This is a genomic window from Gemella sp. 27098_8_149 (assembly GCF_041433745.1).
GTDB lineage: Bacteria > Bacillota > Bacilli > Staphylococcales > Gemellaceae > Gemella.
In genome coordinates this window covers 159,286-177,906 of record NZ_JAPWCB010000001.1, presented here as the reverse complement: position 1 = coordinate 177,906, position 18,621 = coordinate 159,286, and the positions used below count along the sequence as shown (strand labels likewise).

Genomic DNA, 18,621 nt, shown 5'->3' with positions numbered 1-18,621 from the left:
CATAATATTCTTACAAGGAACTTAGGTTAATTTTTAATCTAAGTTCTTTTTTTACAATTTTTTATAATGAGTCCAAAAAAATGGACAGATAGCTTGTTATAATTAAATCACAAAACGAAGAGGTGATTTAAAATGGAAAAAGATTATATTACAATAACAGGGATGCAACATTATTTTGGAACAACAGTTTTTAAAGTAGGAGATGTTATAAGCTGTGAGAAAGAGTTTGATAATGATTATGACGAAGAAGCTATAAAAGTTATGATGAAGACTTTTGGTAAAGTTGGTTATGTAGGAAATTCTTGCAGAACTGTCGCAAAAGGTACGAAAAGTGCAGGAAGAATTTATGATAAAGTAGGAGATAAGTTCTCTGTAAAAGTATGTTTTGTTACTGGTGGTTCAGTTATTGCGGAAGTACTAAAAAGAGATGAAAATAATCATAAAAATGATAGAAAAAATCGTAAATAGTTGTTATTATATACATAAGTGTATATAAGGAGCAAAATTTATGGAAAAAGGAAGATATCAAAAATTAAAGCTATTGTACTTATTAGAAATACTGAGAGACTATAGCGATGAAAATACTTATTTAAGTGTAAAAGAATTAACTTCTTTACTCTTGAAAAAAGAAATAGTTGTTGAGAGAAAAACTCTATATAAAGATATAGAATTACTACAAGATTATGGATTTAATATCGTAGTTGAAAAGAACGGTCGTGAAAATACTTATGCTTTAGTAGAGAGAGAATTTGAGCTTGCAGAGGTTAAAATGCTAATCGATGTTATACAGGCTAGTAAGTTTCTAACAGCGAAAAAATCACGTGATCTAATTTTAAAACTTAAGAAATTAGCCAGCAAAAAACAAGCGCAAAAAATACAAAGACAGGTATATTCTTTCGAAGAGAATAAATATATTAATGAAAATATTTATTATAATGTCGATGCGATTCACAATGCGATTGCTGAAAATAAGCAAATTAATTTTAATTATTGGCAATGGAATCATAAGAAGCAGATGATAGATAGAAAAGATGGTGAAGTTTATAATGTAAGTCCATTCGCTCTAGTCTGGAATGATGAGAATTATTATATGGTTGCTTATGATGCTAAGACAGATTTAATCAAAAATTATCGTGTTGATAAGATGAGAAATGTTGTGATTGTTGAGAATGACAGATTAGGTCATGATAAATTCCAAAAAGAAGATATATCGAGTTATTCGAAGAAAATCTTCGGTATGTATGGTGGAACTTTAGAAAGGGTAACTTTGGAGTTTAAAGAATCATTAATTGGAGCAATCGTCGATAGATTCGGTAAAGATATTATTATTCATAAAAAAGATGATGTATTTCAAACTTCTGTTGAAGTTATGTGTAGTAGTCATTTCTTAGGTTGGATTTTCTCTTTAGGTAGTGATATTGAAATATTAGCACCTCAAAATGTACGAGAATTGTATGTGGCGAAAGTGGAGGTGTTATTAAAGAAATACAGATAAACGAGAAGGATGAATGAGAATGGATAAAAATATTGTTTTGTTAGATATCGTAGAAACAGATGTAACGAAAGTTGTTTCTGTTTCATTAAAAAGAATAAATATAACTGATAGATTCGAAGTCATAGAAGATAGAAATTTTCATCGAAAGATGGAATCTGGGGAATATTTGTTCGATTTAGAGGATACTCTAGAAAGTTATTTTAAGAATATACCATCAGAAATAGATGTTAAAGTTTTTGTTTGGTATAAGGAGAAGAAAGAATTAATAGATAAATATTTTTCTTTTCTTAGTGATTATAAATTTGAATTTATTCAATCTAAACTTATAAAAGTAGGATTAACAAATGGTAATAATCCTATTAAATATTCTATGAAAAAAGTATTGAAGCTATTTGAAATTGAGTATGATAAAAATAACTTGGGAGTTCCTAGATATGCGGTAGATATATTTTATCAAATTTTCGAAAGACTTGTGGTTTATTTTGAACGTAGAAGTGAAGTTAGTGCTTTTTGTAAGATGGAGAGCGGTTTGATACATGAAGTATCTTGTAGAACATTGAAAAAATCTACTAATAAACCTTCTTTAGATTGGGTGGACTTTATTTGGGGAGATTATCGTTTTTGTAAACATTGTTGTAGTTTTGAAATTAAGGGACCTTTTTATAAAAATATGACCAACAATCAATTGAAAAATGAAGGTATATTTTTAAAGAATATTAAAATTATTAATGATGGTGGCGACTCTTGTAACGAGAATAAACTATCTCGAGAATTGTTATTGGACGAGGATAGTACAAATAAAGATTATGTAATAGATGATACTTTGAAAGAGATAAACGATATTATAAGTAGTAAAAAAACAGAATATGTTGCTTTACCTAATGGTGAAAGAATAGAAATTTTTAGAGCGAATGATATGTTGAACTATAGTGTTAGAAAACTAATGGAGAAGCAAAAAACAGAGACTTCACCCTTAAAAAACAATGCTATTAACTATCAAATTTTACTATATAAAATAGGTGAAATTGGTGAAAATAAAGTACTAGATGAGCTGAAGTATAGTTTTTATCCTATGCACATTTTTAAAGATATCTCTATTAATATTGGTGAATTTCAGTGCCAGATTGACTTTGTTATATTAACTAAGAAAGCTATGTATTTAATTGAATGTAAAAATACAAAGTTTAATGTTAAAATTGATAAAACAGGGAGTTTTTATCTTATAAATGAAGGTAAGAAGAATATAACTTTTAGTGTTTTAAATCAAATTGAACGACAAAAAATGATTTTAGAACAATTAGATTTGGGAGTAGAAATTAAAGAGATGTATCCTATAGTAGTTTATGCGAATGAGGAAACTGGAATAGAAATAGAAGACAAGGATGCATTAAGAGGAATTGATGTAATTAATCTAGATCGTTTAAATAGTCTTATTAGAGAAAAAGAAAAAGATTTAAAAGAAATATATACTGAGGAAGAAATTGAGAAAATAAAGAATAGTTTAATTAATCCTGATATAAAAAATAATGATTATATAGAAGAGGATACAGTGAAATGGGAAGAGTATGAACTTAGATTATTATTAGAAAAAAATATCAATGAGAAAAAAGCATTAGAAAAAATTGCTGAGAAAAATGTATTAAAGAATGTAAAAAGTGAATTAAATGGTTCGAAAATATCGATATCTGAATTCAAAGATGTATTGAAAAAGTATCTGGAGAGAAAATCTGAAAAATTAGGAGTTACTTCATCTTCTCTAATGACTGAGGTTATGAGAGATGAGATATTAGAAAAAATGCCAACGACGGTTAACCAATTATCTAAATTGTTGGTAAGCAATAGCATTTATTTCCATAAAATTTCGAATGATTTATTGGCGATGATTAATAATGTTAAAACTGTAATGATTTAAATAATAATAATAATATGCGGATAGAATGGCTTTAAAATGAGATTATTATATAATCAAATTTTAGAGTCTATTCTATTATTTTTTACTTTAAAATCAAAAAATATATAAATTCATTTAGCTTTCTTAGTTGGATAATAAACGTAGTTAATATCAACTTAAAATCGTGTTATTGTGGTTGCTTTAAAGATAAATGAATGTTATAATTAAGAGATGAATTATAATATGATTATAAAATCATTTAATAGAAAAATATGTCGGAAGGAAAATGTTAATGGCTATTTTAGGAAAAATATTTGATGCTAATAAAAGAGAAGTAAAAAGCTTATCAAAATTAGCTGACAAAGTATTAGCTAAAGATGAAGAATATTCAAATCTTAGCGATGAAGAATTAGTAAATAAAACAGAAGAATTTAAAGCTTATATCCAGGAACAAAAAGAAAAAGGTAAAGATACACCGGATATATTAGATAAAATTTTAGTAGATGCGTTCGCTGCAGCTCGTGAGGGTGCATTACGTTCTCTAGGAATGAAACCATATAAAGTTCAAATCATGGGTGGTATCGCACTTCACCGTGGTGATATCGCGGAGATGAGAACAGGGGAAGGTAAAACTCTTACTGCGACAATGCCAGTATACTTAAACGCATTAGCAGGTGAAGGTGTACACGTTGTTACAGTTAACGAATACTTATCTCAACGTGACGCTCAAGAGATGGGAGTTTTCTATAACTACATGGGACTTTCTGTAGGTCTTAACTTAAACTCTTTAAACTCTGAAGAGAAAAGAGCAGCATATAATGCTGATATTACATATTCAACGAATAACGAGTTAGGATTTGACTACTTAAGAGATAACATGGTTAAAACAGTTGAAGCACGTGTTCAACGTCCATTAAACTATGCTGTAATCGATGAGGTTGACTCAGTACTTATCGATGAAGCACGTACACCACTTATTATTTCTGGTGAAGGTCAAGAATCGACTTCATTATACCAAGTTGCGAATGCTTTCGTTAAAACTCTGAAAAAAGCAGAGGAAGAAGATGGTAGTGATGGGGACTATACTTTAGATATTAAAACTAAAGCTATCCAACTTTCTGAAAATGGTATTGATAAAGCGGAAAGTTACTTTGGATTAAAAAATCTTTATGATCTAAAAAATGTTGATTTAACTCACCACATTAACCAAGCATTAAAAGCTAACTATACAATGGCACTAGATGTTGACTACGTAGTTGCTGAAGATGGAGAAATTTTAATCGTTGACCAATTTACAGGTCGTACAATGCCTGGTCGTCGTTTTTCTGAAGGTTTACACCAAGCTATCGAAGCTAAAGAAGGTGTGCCGATTCAAAAAGAAAGTAAAACAATGGCGACTATTACATTCCAAAACTTCTTCAGAATGTATAAAAAACTTAGTGGTATGACAGGTACTGGTAAAACAGAGGAAGAAGAATTTAGAAATATTTATAATATGTTTGTAACTACAATTCCTACGAACAGACCAATCCAAAGGATTGATGCACCAGACTTCATTTACTCAAATATGGAAGCTAAGTTCAATGCAGTAGCTCAAGAAGTTAAAGAACGTTATGACAAAGGACAACCAGTTCTTTTAGGTACTGTTTCTATCGAAACGAGTGAATTAGTATCTAAATTACTATACAAATACGGTGTTCCTCATAAAGTACTTAATGCTAAGCAAAATGAAAGTGAAGCTGAAATTATTAAACAAGCTGGACAACGTGGTTCAGTAACTATCGCGACTAACATGGCTGGTCGTGGTACGGATATTAAACTTGGAGAAGGTGTTCGTGAATTAGGTGGTCTTGCCGTTATCGGTACAGAACGTCACGAATCTCGTCGTATTGACAACCAATTACGTGGTCGTTCAGGACGTCAAGGGGATCCAGGTTACAGTAGATTCTATCTATCTCTAGAAGATGAACTTATGGTTCGTTTCGGAGCTGATAGATTACAAAAAATCATGGGTAAAGATGTTGATACACCACTTGAAAGTAGAATGGTTAGTAGATCTGTTGAAAGTGCTCAAAAACGTGTTGAAGGTAATAACTATGACTCACGTAAACAAGTACTTCAATATGATGATGTATTACGTAAACAACGTGAAATCATGTACGCTGAAAGAAATGAAGTGTTAGAAAATGATGTAGTTACTGATATTATTCAAGAGATGATTGGTGAAGCAGTAGATAAAACTATGGCATTTATCACTGAAAACTTAGAAGCACACAGTGAAAAAGAAGAAACTGAAGAAATCATCAAATCACTTAATGAGAAGTTCTTAGGTCAAAAACCTATTACTGAAAGTGAATACTCAGATGTTATGTCTGATGATGAAATTCGTGAGCTTGTATTACACAGAATTAATCTTGAGTTAGCTGAGAAACGTGAGTTACTTGGTGATGAAACTATGAATTCATTCGAGAAATACATTCTTCTTAACGCTATCGATGATAGGTGGACTGATCACATCGACCAAATGGATCAACTTAGAAAAGGGATTTTCCTTCGTTCTTATGGACAAATTGATCCACTTCGTGAGTACAAAACAGAAGGTTACCAAATGTTCGAGGACATGATCGATGATATTCAGGTAGAAGTTGTTACTAACTTAATGCGTATTAGAGTAGAACGTCATGAAGAAATCGAAATGAAACAAGAACCAACTAACCTTGTAACTAACGATAGTAAAGAACATATCGCTCGTGGTCCTGTTAAGAGTGCATCTCGTGAAGAGAAAAAAGCTCGTATCGAAGAGCGTAAGCAACGTATTAAAGAGTTAAAAGCTCAAAAAGATAAAGAAACTAATTAGTAGTTAATTGAAAGAAGGAGACTTATATAAAGGTTTCCTTCTTTTCATGGCTTTTATAATATTTTATAAGGAGGTAAGTATTATGAATAATATAGAGAAACTAAGAGAAATAATAGAATCAAATGATAATATTGTCTTTTTTGGTGGAGCAGGTGTTTCTACTGAATCTGATATTCCAGATTTTAGAAGTGCGAATGGTGTGTTTAATGTTAAACTAAATCGTCACTTTACTCCGGAACAACTTGTTTCTAGAACGATGTTTGTGAAGTATCCTATTGATTTCTTTGATTTTTATCAAAAGCATCTAGTTTATCCTGATGCTAAACCGAATAGAGCTCATTTTTATTTAGCTGATTTAGAAAAACAAGGAAAACTTAAAGCGGTAATTACACAAAATATTGATACTTTACATGAACAAGCAGGTAGTAAAAATGTTTTGAAACTTCATGGAAGTGTTGATGCTAACTATTGTACTAAGTGTAAAAGTTTTTACAACTTAGAAGATTTCTTAGCTAAAACTGAAGAAATACCGAGTTGTGATAAATGTGGTGGAATTATTAAACCGTATGTTACATTATATGAAGAAGAATTAGATATGACGGTATTTAACGCTGCGATTAGCTTTATTGAAAGAGCTGATGTGCTGATTATCGGAGGAACTTCATTAAGTGTTTATCCAGCTGCAAATCTTTTGCATTATTTTAGAGGAAAACATTTAGTTGTTATTAATAAATCGTCTACTCCTCAGGACAATATGGCTGATCTAGTAATTAATGGTAAAATCGGAGAAGTATTTTCAAAATTAGGAGAAAGGTTAGGTGATGTGTAGATGTATTTATTTAGAAAATTAGCTTGGTTTATGAAGCTAGAAAAAAGACGTTATCTTATTGGAATAATTGCCCTTATCTTAGTAAGTATTTTCAACTTAATTCCACCGAAAGTTATCGGGACTGTTATTGATAAAATTGAGGCTGGAAATTTAACTAATGGAGAGTTATTCTTAAATGTTGGTTATCTTGTACTAGCGGCACTAGCGATGTATGCACTTCGTTATGTTTGGCGTGTTTATATTTTTGGAGCAGCATATAACTTAGGAAGAATCTTAAGGTCAAGATTATTTGAACACTTTACTAAGATGTCTCCATCGTTCTTCCAAAAATACCGTACAGGTGATTTAATGGCCCATGCAACGAATGATATAAACTCTGTAGCGATGGTTGCTGGTGGTGGAGTAATGTCAGCGGTTGATGCAAGTATTACAGCATTAGTGACATTATTTACGATGATATTTTTAATTGATTTCAAGCTAACTTTAATAGCTATTATTCCTTTACCATTTTTAGCGTATGCTACTAATTATATTGGGGATAAAAACTATGAGAGTTTTGAGGAAGCACAGGAGTCATTTTCTGACTTGAACAATAAAGTTCAAGAGAGTGCTTCTGGGATAAAGGTTACTAAATCATTTGGTTATGGTAATGATGAGATAAAGAGTTTTAGAGAAGTTAATAACAAAGTATTTGGTAAGAATGTTATCGCTGCTAAGTATAACTCATTATTTGATCCAATGGTATTAATCTTCGTTGGATTATCTTATACACTTACTCTTGTCTTCGGTGGAATTTTTATCTCTAATGGTGATTTATCTGTTGGTGAGTTAGTTACTTTCGTGACCTATCTTGATATGTTAGTATGGCCACTTCAAGCGATTGGTTGGTTATATAATATATCACAACGTGGTGAAGTATCTTATAAACGTATTGAGAGTTTATTAGCTGAAGTTAATGAGGTAAACACTAACTTAGATAGTAAAGTTAAAGCTGAAAATGGTAGACTTGAGTATAATATCAACAACTTCGAATTTGAAGAAGGTAAGAGCGTCCTAAGAGACATTAAGTTCGCTATTGAAAAAGGTCAAACACTTGGTATCGTAGGTGTTACTGGAGCAGGTAAAACTACATTATTAAGGTTATTATTAAGAGAATTTAATATTAAATCTGGTAATATTATGCTTAACAACAGAGATATTGCCGAATATAGTATTAATGACCTTAGAAAACTTATCGGATATGTACCTCAAGATCAGGTACTATTTGCAATGTCGATTAAAGAGAATATCCGTTTTGCTAATCCTTTAATTGATGATAAGAAGGTAGAAGAAATTACTAAAATTTGTGGTTTGTATGATGATATTATGGCGATGCCAGAGAAGTTTGATACGATTGTCGGTGAGAAAGGTGTTAGTCTTTCAGGTGGTCAAAAACAACGTTTAGCAATGAGTCGTGCTTTAATTATTAATCCTGAGATTTTAATACTTGATGATTCATTATCTGCAGTTGATGCTAAGACTGAACACGTGATTTTAGAGAACTTGAAAGAACAACGTAGTGGTCAAACTAATATCATTACTGCACATAGACTTTCTGCAGTAGTGGAAGCTGATTTAATAATTGTTTTAGGTGATAATACGATTATTGAAAAAGGGACTCATGATGAACTTATCGCCAATAATGGTTGGTATAAAGAGACTTATGAAAGCCAACAAATGGAAGAAAGCTTGAAAGGAGGAAGTGAAGATGTCGAAAAGTAAGACGTTTTTTAGATTAATGCGCTATATGTTGCGCTATAAAGGATTATCGATTTTAGCACTATTATTCATATTAATGACTTCGATAGTCGCAACAGCAATTCCTCTTTTAGCTCAATATTATATTGATAACTATATTACAAAAAATATTGCTAAAGCTGGATTATATATATTAATAATTTATTTTGGATTATTTATTCTAAGAGTTGTGTTTACATTTTTAGGTGAATATTACTTCGCAAAAGTAGCGCACAGTATAGTTAGAGATTTACGAAATGATAGTTTTGCTAACTTGCAAAAACTAGGTATGTCTTACTTCGATAAGACTCCGGTTGGTTCTGTCGTATCAAGATTAACTAATGATACACAGGCTGTTGCGGATATGTTTGGAACAATTTTCTCAAGTTTCTTAAATACTATACTTATGTTTGTAGTAACACTTTCTGCGATGATTGCTCTAAGTTGGCAATTAACAATTTACATGATACTTTTTATTCCTGTAATGGTTGGTTCGGTATACTTATACCAGAAGCTTTCTAGTAGATTAGTAGAAATTTCTCGTGCGAAAATTAGTGAAATGAATACTAAATTATCTGAATCAATTGAAGGTATGAAGATTATCCAAGCATTTAATCAGGAACAACGTCTAATTGATGAATTTGGAGAGGTTAATAATGAACACCTTCGTTATTACACTAAATCATTAAAAGTTGATAGTTTATTATTAAGACCAGCTATGGCTTTATTTAAAGTATTAGCGTATGGTGTTATCGTAATGTATTTTGGACTAAGTTTTGAAAGTGCTGGGTTTACAGCTGGTATAATTTATGCGTTCATTCAATATACGAATCAGTTATTCAATCCATTAATTGAACTTATGCAAAACTTCTCAATTCTTCAAACTTCGATAATTTCTGCGGGACGTGTTTTCACACTTATAGATAATGAGGAGTATGAGCCTGAGCAAAAAGAGAGTGATTATAAAATTTCTCGTGGTGATATCGAGTTTAAAAATGTTAGCTTCTCTTACGATGGTAAACGAGATGTTCTTAAAAATATTTCATTTAGTGTTAAAAATGGAGAGAGTATAGCGTTTGTTGGAGCTACTGGTTCCGGTAAATCTTCTATTATGAATCTATTCCTAAGATTCTATGATTATGATAGAGGAGAAATCTTAATCGATGGAGTTAATATTAAAGATTATAGTTCTAAGGAATTAAGAAATAGTGTTGGACTAGTGCTTCAAGATCCATTCTTATATCATGGAACTGTAGAGTCTAATATTAAGATGTATAATGAAAGTTTAACAAGAGAAGATGTTATTGAAGCGGCGAAGTTTGTTGATGCGCATAATTTTATCGATAAATTAGAAGATAAGTATGATAGTGTAGTTACAGAAAGAGGTTCAACGTTCTCATCTGGAGAAAGACAACTTCTAACATTTGCTAGAACTATAGCAAGCAAGCCGAAGATCCTGATTCTTGATGAAGCTACTGCAAATATCGACTCTGAAACAGAAGAGTTGATCCAACATTCTCTTGAAAAAATGAGAAAAGGTAGAACAACGATAGCTATTGCTCATAGATTATCTACGATTCAAGATTCTAACTGTATCTACGTACTAGATAAAGGTGAGATTATTGAATCTGGAACACATGATGAATTAATAGCGTTAAAAGGTAATTATTACAAAATGTACCAACTTCAAGCAGGTATGTTAAATAAATAAATTTTAAACTGGAAGTGAATAAATTTGCTTCCAGTTTTTTTATGAGGATAAAAATTAGTTATATCTAGTAACGGTTAACATAAATTTAAAGTGTTAAATATTTTAATTATTTTAAAAAATTGACTTAAAAATATTAGATAATTTACTATACTTAACTATATAATATTCTGTCTGAATTTCTTGCATTTGACGAAGAAAAAGCTTACAATTAATGTATTAATTATAGACGAAATTAATCTTAGTATCATATATGAAAGAAGGATATAAAGTTGAGAAAATATTTAGGGGAAAAATATAATAAGTTTTCGTTAAGAAAATTGACTGTTGGAGTTTGTTCGATGACAATAGGATCTTTTTTCTTAGTGTCGACTGTTCAACCTGAAGATTATGTAGTGAAGGCAGCAGATAATGCAATTGTTCACTATAAATATGTAGGAGAAGACAATCTTACTGATAAAGAAAAGGAATTAATAAGAAAAGAAGTACCAAGCGTTGTAAATAGTACAGAAGAAACATATTACTTAGTATTTAAACCAACTAAAACAACACATCTGAACAAATTACCAAATACAGGTTTAAATTATGGAATAGGAAGTATGCTTCTAGGCGGTATGCTTGGTCTGGTAGTAGTCGTTGTAGCAAAAGGTAAAAATAAATCACGTAAAATACTATCAATCCTTTTAGTAACGAGTCTAGGTGCAACTACTCTAGAGTTGCCTGTTAGAGCCATGGAGGATTTACAGTTATCAGTCTATAACATGGATTATAATTTAAAAGTAGGAGATAAGTTGCCAGAAATTTCTTTAATTCCTGGATATAGCTTTGTCGGATTTATTAAAAATGAAGATGCGACTAAAAAAGAAAATGAAGAAGTTAAAGAACATATTGCTTCGCAACAATATAATAAAAAACAACCAGAATTAAAAGAAAATACAAATAAAAATGTAATAGAAAATAAACAAGAAAATAAAACAACACTAAAAATTTCAGATAAAAAAGAAGATAAGAAATTAAAAGAAAATATTAATAAAAAAGATGAGAAAAAAGTACAGGGTGTGAATACTGTAAATCCACAAGATGAGGTGTTAGCTGGAATACTGACTAGACCTGAATTACTATACTCAGATAAAAAAATAGAAACACCATTACATTATAGTCAAACTATAGAATATAATGCAGAACTACCTGAAGGAACAACAAGAGTAAAACAACAAGGAAAAGCAGGTAAGAAAACTGAAGTTGTAAGGGTGTTTACCGTAGAGGGGAAAGAAGTTTCTAGAGAGTTACTTTCTACAAAAACAGAAGATCCGATTTCAGAAGTAGTTGAAAAAGGAACAAAAAAAGCAGTAAGTAATGTTGTTACTAAGGGTGAAAAACTTGTAAAACCTGCAGTAGAAGTTAAGCCAGAGTACACAGGAGTACAAGCCGGAGCGGTAGTCGAACCAGCAACAGCAGAAGCAGCGAATGAGTACACAGGAGTACAAGCTGGAGCGATAGTCGAACCAGCTACAGCAGAAGCACCGAAAGAGTACACAGGAGTACAAGCTGGAGCGATAGTAGAACCAGCAACAGCAGAAGCACCGAAAGAATACACAGGAGTGCAAGCTGGAGCGATAGTAGAACCAGCTACAGCAGAAGCACCGAAAGAGTACACAGGAGTACAAGCTGGAGCAATAGTAGAACCAGAAAAAGTAGAGCCTCAATATGGTGGAGTCACTTCTGGTGCTCTGGTAGAACCGGAAAAGGTAGAGCCACCGAAAGAATACACAGGAGTACAGGCCGGATCAATAGTAGAACCAGAAAAAGTGGAAGCGCCGAAGGAATACACAGGAGTGCAAGCTGGAGCGATAGTGGAACCAGAAAAGGTAGAAGCACCGAAAGAATACACAGGAATACAGGCTGGAGCGATAGTGGAACCAGAAAAGGTACAACCGCCGAAGGAATACACAGGAGTACAAGCTGGTGCAATAGTCGAGCCAGAGAAAGTAGAGCTACCGAAGGAATATACTGGAAAAATCGAACCGCTGAAAACAGAAAGTCCAAAACCTACAGTAGAAACTAACAATGAAACAGAAGTAAATAATGTCCAAAAAAATTCTAGTGCACTGCTTAGAATGAATTTTGTTAAAGGTAATCAAGCATTATCTGGAACTGGTTCAGCTACATTTATTGCGCCTAATGTATTGTTAACAGTAGCACACAATTTCATTAATAATTCTTCAGATAACAGTAAGGGAGAATTTAGAGGAGATAAGGCTAAAAATACATATGAATGGCAAACACCAGATGGGGAAAAAGGTTCATTTACTTCAGATGATATTCACTTTTATAATAAAAAAGATTATCCAAAAGGATTCATCTACGATTTAGCAGTTATTACATTACCTCAATCTACAAGAAGACAACATGCGAACTTAGTAGAAAATTACTCGAAAGTAAATGTTAATGATAAGTTAAATGTTTATGGATATCCTAGAGGAGAGTATACTCACTTAAAAGATACTACTGTTGAAATGAAACAAAAATACGCGAATAATACTTATGGTGTTCAGTACAAAGGTGGAAAAGCTGGTATGAGTGGTGGAGGAATCTTTAACTCTAAAGGAGAAGTGATCGGACTTCATCAAAATGGTGCCGAGAACCGTTCAGGTGGATTAATACTTTCTCCAACACAATTAGATTGGATTAGAAGTATAATAAAAGGTAAAGAAATTACACCTAACTATGATGCTTTAGAGCGTCATAAAGATGAGAAAAAAGACGATATAAAAGAAGATAAGCAAGTTGATAAGAAATTAGAACTTAGAAATATTTCTAATGTGGAATTGTATACTATAGAAAATAATAAGTATCGACATGTAACTTCACTTGCTAGTGTTCCATCTAATCCAACAAATTACTTTATGAAAGTAAAATCAGAGAACTTTAAAGATGTTATGTTACCAGTTAAGAGTATTGAGAGTGCTAGAAAAGATAATCAAGATGTTTACAAAATCGTAGGACAAGCTACTGATTTAATTCAACACGAAAACAATAGTACTTTAGAAAATTATACTTACTACCTACCTAAGACGGTAAGAAGTGAAAATGGAGTTTATACATCATTTAAAAATCTGGTAGATGCTATGAATATTAATCCACATGGTACATATACTCTAGGAGCAACTATGGATGCTCGTGAAGTAGAACTTCCAGATGGTCAAGAAAGCTATATTAATAAAGAGTTTAGTGGTACATTAATAGGAGCAACCAATGGTAAGAACTATGCTATATATAACCTGAAAAAACCGTTATTTAGTGTTTTAAACCATGCTACTATTAAAGATCTTTCAATAAAAGATGCAAATGTTTCTTCTAAAGAAGATGCTGCCACAATTGCTAAAGAGGCGAAAAATGGTACTAACATTACTAATGTTCATTCATCTGGTGTAATTGCTGGTGAACATAGCATTGGTGGTTTAGTTTCTCAAGTTACCGATTCTAAAATCTTGAATAGTAGTTATACTGGTAGAATAACTAATACTTATGACACAAGGGCTACTTATCAAATAGGTGGTTTAGTTGGTAAACTTTCAGGTACTGGTGCTTTAATCGATAGATCAGTTTCATCTATTGATATGGCTACGAATGCTAATACAGGAGATCAGGTTGTTGGTGGTATAGCAGGTGTTGTTGATAAAAAAGCAACGATTAGTAATAGTTATACTGAAGGTAATCTTAATAATGTGAAGCCTTTTGGTAAAGTTGGTGGAGTTGTAGGTAATCTTTGGGATAAGGAAACTTCAGAGGTAAGTAACTCGGGTAACCTTACAAACGTCTTAAGTGATGTTAATGTAACGAATGGTAATGCTATTGCTGGTTATGACTTTAGAGGTATAAGAGCAACTAATACTTATAGTAATAAGAATAATAAAGTAGTAAAAGTAGTTCAAGTAGATGACGAAGTACTCAGCAGAGATTCAGAAGAACAAAGAGGAATGGTATTAGAAAATAATAAAGTTCTTGAGAAGAAAACTGAACTTGTTCCTAAGACAAATACTAAGATAGAAGACTTTAACTTCTCTTCTAAATATGAAACGAATTATAGAAACTTAAAAGATGCTGATATTTCTAGATTAAGAGTATATAAGAATATAGAAAAACTACTACCGTTTTATAATAGAGAAACAATAGTCAAGTATGGTAATTTAGTGGATACTAATAATGCTTTATATACTAAAGATCTTGTGTCTGTAGTTCCGCTGCATGACAAAGAAGTAATCACAGATATTAATAAAAATAAAGCTACTATTAATAAACTATTACTACATTATTCAGATAATTCATCTCAAACATTGGATGTAAAATACCAACAAGATTTCTCTAAAGTAGCAGAATATGAAATAGCTAATACAAAACTAATATACACACCTAATACATTATTACATAGTTATAATAATATTGTAAAAGCTGTTTTAAATGATCTGAAATCTGTTCAATATGATTCAGGTGCTGTTAGAAAAATATTAGATATTTCAAATGATATAAAATTAACAGAATTATATCTAGATGAACAATTTACTAAAACACAATTAAACATTGAAGATAGTTTATCAAAACTTCTTTCTGCTGATGCGGCGATAGCTGAAAATAATAATTCAATAATAGACAATTATGTAATAGAAAAAATTAAGAATAATAAAGAAGCTTTACTTCTAGGATTAACTTATCTAGAACGTTGGTATAATTTTAAATATGATAATGCAAGTGCAAAAGATTTAGTATTATATCATTTGGACTTCTTTGGTAAATCTAATAGTTCTGCATTAGATAATGTTATTGAGCTAGGTAAATCTGGATTTAACAATTTATTAGCTAAAAATAATGTAATTACTTATAATGTATTATTATCGAAAAATTATGGAACTGAAAGTTTATTTAAAGCTTTAGAAGGTTATAGAAAAGTATTCCTACCAAATACAACTAATAACGATTGGTTCAAAAAACAATCAAAAGCTTATATTGTTGAAGAAAAATCTACTATTCCCGAAGTAAGTTCTAAACAATCAGAACAAGGAACTGAACATTCTATAGGTGTTTATGATAGATTAACTAGTCCTTCATGGAAATATCAAAGTATGGTCTTACCATTATTAACATTACCAGAAGAAAAAATGATATTTATGATTGCCAATATTTCAACTATAGGATTTGGAGCTTATGATAGATATAGAAGTAATGAATATCCTAAGGGAGAAAAATTAAATAAATTTGTTGAAGATAATGCACAAGAAGCTGCTAAACGATTTAGAGATCATTATGATTATTGGTATAAAATTCTAGATAATGATAATAAAGAAAAATTATTTAGAAGTGTTCTAGTATATGATGCATTCAGATTTGGTAATGATAAAAATAAAGAGACACAAGAAGCGAATTTTGAAACTAATAATCCGGTTATAAAAAACTTCTTTGGACCAGCTGGAAACAATGTTGTTCACAACAAACACGGTGCTTATGCTACAGGTGATGCATTCTACTATATGGCTTATCGTATGCTAGATAAATCTGGTGCGGTAACATATACTCATGAAATGACACATAACTCTGATAGAGAGATTTATCTTGGAGGATATGGAAGAAGAAGCGGATTAGGACCTGAGTTTTATGCAAAAGGATTACTACAAGCTCCTGACCACCCATACGATCCAACAATAACAATTAACTCTGTTTTGAAATATGATAAATCAGAAGAATCAACGAGACTTCAAGTGGCAGATCCAACTCAAAGATTCACTAATGCAGAAGATTTACAAAGTTATATGCATAATATGTTTGATTTAATATATACTCTTGAAATATTAGAAGGTCGTGCTGTAGCTAAATTAGGTTACAATGAGAAAAACGACTTATTAAGAAAAATTGAGAATGTATACAAGAAAGATCCTGATGGAAATTATGTTTATGCAACAAATGCTGTTCGTAGATTAACTTCTGATGAAATTAATAATTTAACTTCATTCGATAAATTAATTGAAAATGATGTTATTACAAGAAGAGGATATATAGACCAAGGTGAGTATGAAAGAAATGGATACCACACACTTAATCTATTTTCACCAATTTATTCTGCTTTAAGTAGTAAAATAGGAACTCCGGGTGACTTAATGGGACGCCGTATGGCATTTGAACTATTAGCCGCTAAAGGATATAAAGAAGGTATGGTTCCATACATTTCTAATCAATATGAAAAAGAAGCGAAAGATAGAGGAAGTAAGATTAATTCTTATGGTAAAGAAATAGGATTGGTTACTGATGATTTAGTACTTGAGAAAGTGTTTAATAAAAAATATAAATCTTGGGTTGAATTCAAGAAAGATATGTATAAAGAAAGAGTAGAACAATTCAGTAAATTAAATAGAATTAACTTCTTTAATCCTAATGATCCATGGGGACGACAAAAAAATGTAACAGTTAATGATATAAGTGTACTTGAGAAAATGATTGAAACAGCGGTTAGAGAAGATGCTGCAGATTTCACAGCACAAGTATACCCTGATACAAATAGTAGAGTTCTTAAACTTAAGAAAGCTATATTTAAGGCTTATCTAGATCAAACTAAAGATTTTAGAACTTCTATATTTGGTGGAAAATAATATAATCTACAATGTAGATATAAATAAGGATATGTGAGTATAGTTCGCATATCCTTATTTAACTTTTAAAGGTTAATAAAAATGAATTATTTAATAGGGTGTAAGCTATCCGAGTTATTTGGATTTATGTTATAATTAATTATAGAAATTGAAGGAGAATTTGAAATGATTAAAATTGAAGTATGTGCTAATAGTGTACAGGATTGTTTAGTGGCACAAAATGAAGGTGCAGATAGAATAGAATTAATCAGTGCAAGTTATCTAGGTGGTTTAACACCAACATTGACAGTTCTAGATATGGCACTTGAAAATGGTGTTGAGATACCTATAATGGCGATGGTAAGACCTAGGGGAGGGGGATTTTGCTATTCTGAAATAGAAAAAGAACAAATGTTTAGAGAAGCTAGAGAACTACTTGAACATGGTGCAAAAGGAATAGTTTTTGGTTTTCTAAGTGAAGATAGAAAAATTGACTGGAAAGATACAGAGAAGATGATAAACCTATGTAAAAGTTTTGAAGCGGAAAGTGTCTTTCATAGAGCATTTGATTGTTCAGATGAACCAGAATACAATATTCAACGTTTAATTGAATTAGGTTGTACAAGAGTTTTGACTAGTGGACTAGGTGCAAATGTGAATAAGGGTGTAAAACTTTTAAAACAACTTCAAGAAAAGTTTGGAGAAAAAATTGAGATTCTTGCAGGTGCGGGGATTACAACTGAGAATATTGAATATATTATTAAAGAAACAGGAGTTACTCAAGTTCATGGAACTTTTAAAAAGTATGGAATTGATCCGACGACGACAGGAGTAGATGTAACTTATAGATATACTGACAAAGGTGACTATGAAGAAGTGAATCCTCAGGAGCTTGCTATGGCAATAGATATAGTAAAAAAATTAAATAAGGAAATGTATTAAAATGTTTAAAAATGTGCATCATATAGCGATTATAGGAACAAACTATAATAAAACAAAGGAATTTTACGTAGATAAGTTAGGCTTTGAGGTTATTAGTGAATATAATCGCTCAGAGAAGAATGATATAATATTGAATGTAAGACAAGGAAATCTTGTTTTAGAAATTTTTATTAAAGAGGATGCTCCGTTGAGACCTAAGATGCCAAATCCGGAACATAGTGGATTAAGACATTTAGCTTTTAAAGTAGATGATGTAAAAGCGGTTCTAAAGGAATTCGATAAATTAGATATTCCTCATGAAGAGTTGAGATACGATGACTTCGATAATAAAAAAATGGCATTTTTCTTTGATCCAGATGGTTTACCGTTAGAAATACATGAATAAAAATAAAGAAGAAACTTAGGAAACTGAGTTTTTTCTTTATTTTTTTATAATTAAACAGAAAAATGTATTGATTTTACAGAAAATATATGTTTAAATAGAGAAATGTAATTAAAATAAACTT

General features: G+C 31.1%; 10 protein-coding genes. All 10 read left to right on the top strand.

Annotation, left to right across the window (positions count from 1 at the left end; translation table 11 throughout):
* Positions 1–132: 132 nt before the first annotated feature.
* The 10 genes from O3801_RS00845 (at position 133) to gloA2 (ending at position 18,500) form a co-directional block, all read left to right on the top strand.
* Positions 133–468, top strand: coding sequence for an HIRAN domain-containing protein (locus O3801_RS00845; RefSeq protein ID WP_371453586.1), 336 nt, complete (start codon positions 133–135; stop codon positions 466–468).
* Between the two features lie 40 nt (positions 469–508).
* Complete coding sequence (locus O3801_RS00840; protein WP_371453584.1) at positions 509–1,495, top strand: helix-turn-helix transcriptional regulator; 987 nt, start codon at positions 509–511, stop codon at positions 1,493–1,495.
* A gap of 19 nt (positions 1,496–1,514) precedes the next feature.
* Positions 1,515–3,407 carry a nuclease-related domain-containing protein gene (locus tag O3801_RS00835; RefSeq protein WP_371453582.1) on the top strand — a complete coding sequence of 631 codons (1,893 nt, stop codon included), beginning with the start codon at positions 1,515–1,517 and terminating at the stop codon, positions 3,405–3,407.
* 271 nt (positions 3,408–3,678) lie between these two features.
* Positions 3,679–6,243: a preprotein translocase subunit SecA gene (gene secA, locus O3801_RS00830; RefSeq protein WP_371451574.1), complete on the top strand. Its 2,565-nt coding sequence runs from the start codon at positions 3,679–3,681 to the stop codon at positions 6,241–6,243.
* An 82-nt stretch (positions 6,244–6,325) separates the two neighbouring features.
* Positions 6,326–7,072 carry an NAD-dependent protein deacylase gene (locus O3801_RS00825; protein WP_371453580.1) on the top strand — a complete coding sequence of 249 codons (747 nt, stop codon included), beginning with the start codon at positions 6,326–6,328 and terminating at the stop codon, positions 7,070–7,072.
* Positions 7,073–8,833 carry an ABC transporter ATP-binding protein gene (locus O3801_RS00820; RefSeq protein WP_371453578.1) on the top strand — a complete coding sequence of 587 codons (1,761 nt, stop codon included), beginning with the start codon at positions 7,073–7,075 and terminating at the stop codon, positions 8,831–8,833.
* Complete coding sequence (locus tag O3801_RS00815; RefSeq protein WP_371453576.1) at positions 8,820–10,559, top strand: ABC transporter ATP-binding protein; 1,740 nt, start codon at positions 8,820–8,822, stop codon at positions 10,557–10,559. Before O3801_RS00820 ends, O3801_RS00815 begins: the two co-directional genes overlap by 14 nt.
* 269 nt (positions 10,560–10,828) lie before the next feature.
* Entirely contained in the window at positions 10,829–17,194 is a 6,366-nt protein-coding gene (locus O3801_RS00810) for a ZmpA/ZmpB/ZmpC family metallo-endopeptidase (RefSeq protein ID WP_371453574.1), read from the top strand.
* A 165-nt stretch (positions 17,195–17,359) separates the two neighbouring features.
* Positions 17,360–18,115: a copper homeostasis protein CutC gene (locus O3801_RS00805; RefSeq protein WP_294681916.1), complete on the top strand. Its 756-nt coding sequence runs from the start codon at positions 17,360–17,362 to the stop codon at positions 18,113–18,115.
* Position 18,116: 1 nt separating this feature from the next.
* Positions 18,117–18,500, top strand: a complete 384-nt coding sequence (gloA2, locus tag O3801_RS00800; RefSeq protein WP_371453572.1) for an SMU1112c/YaeR family gloxylase I-like metalloprotein — start codon at positions 18,117–18,119, stop codon at positions 18,498–18,500.
* Positions 18,501–18,621: the final 121 nt, after the last annotated feature.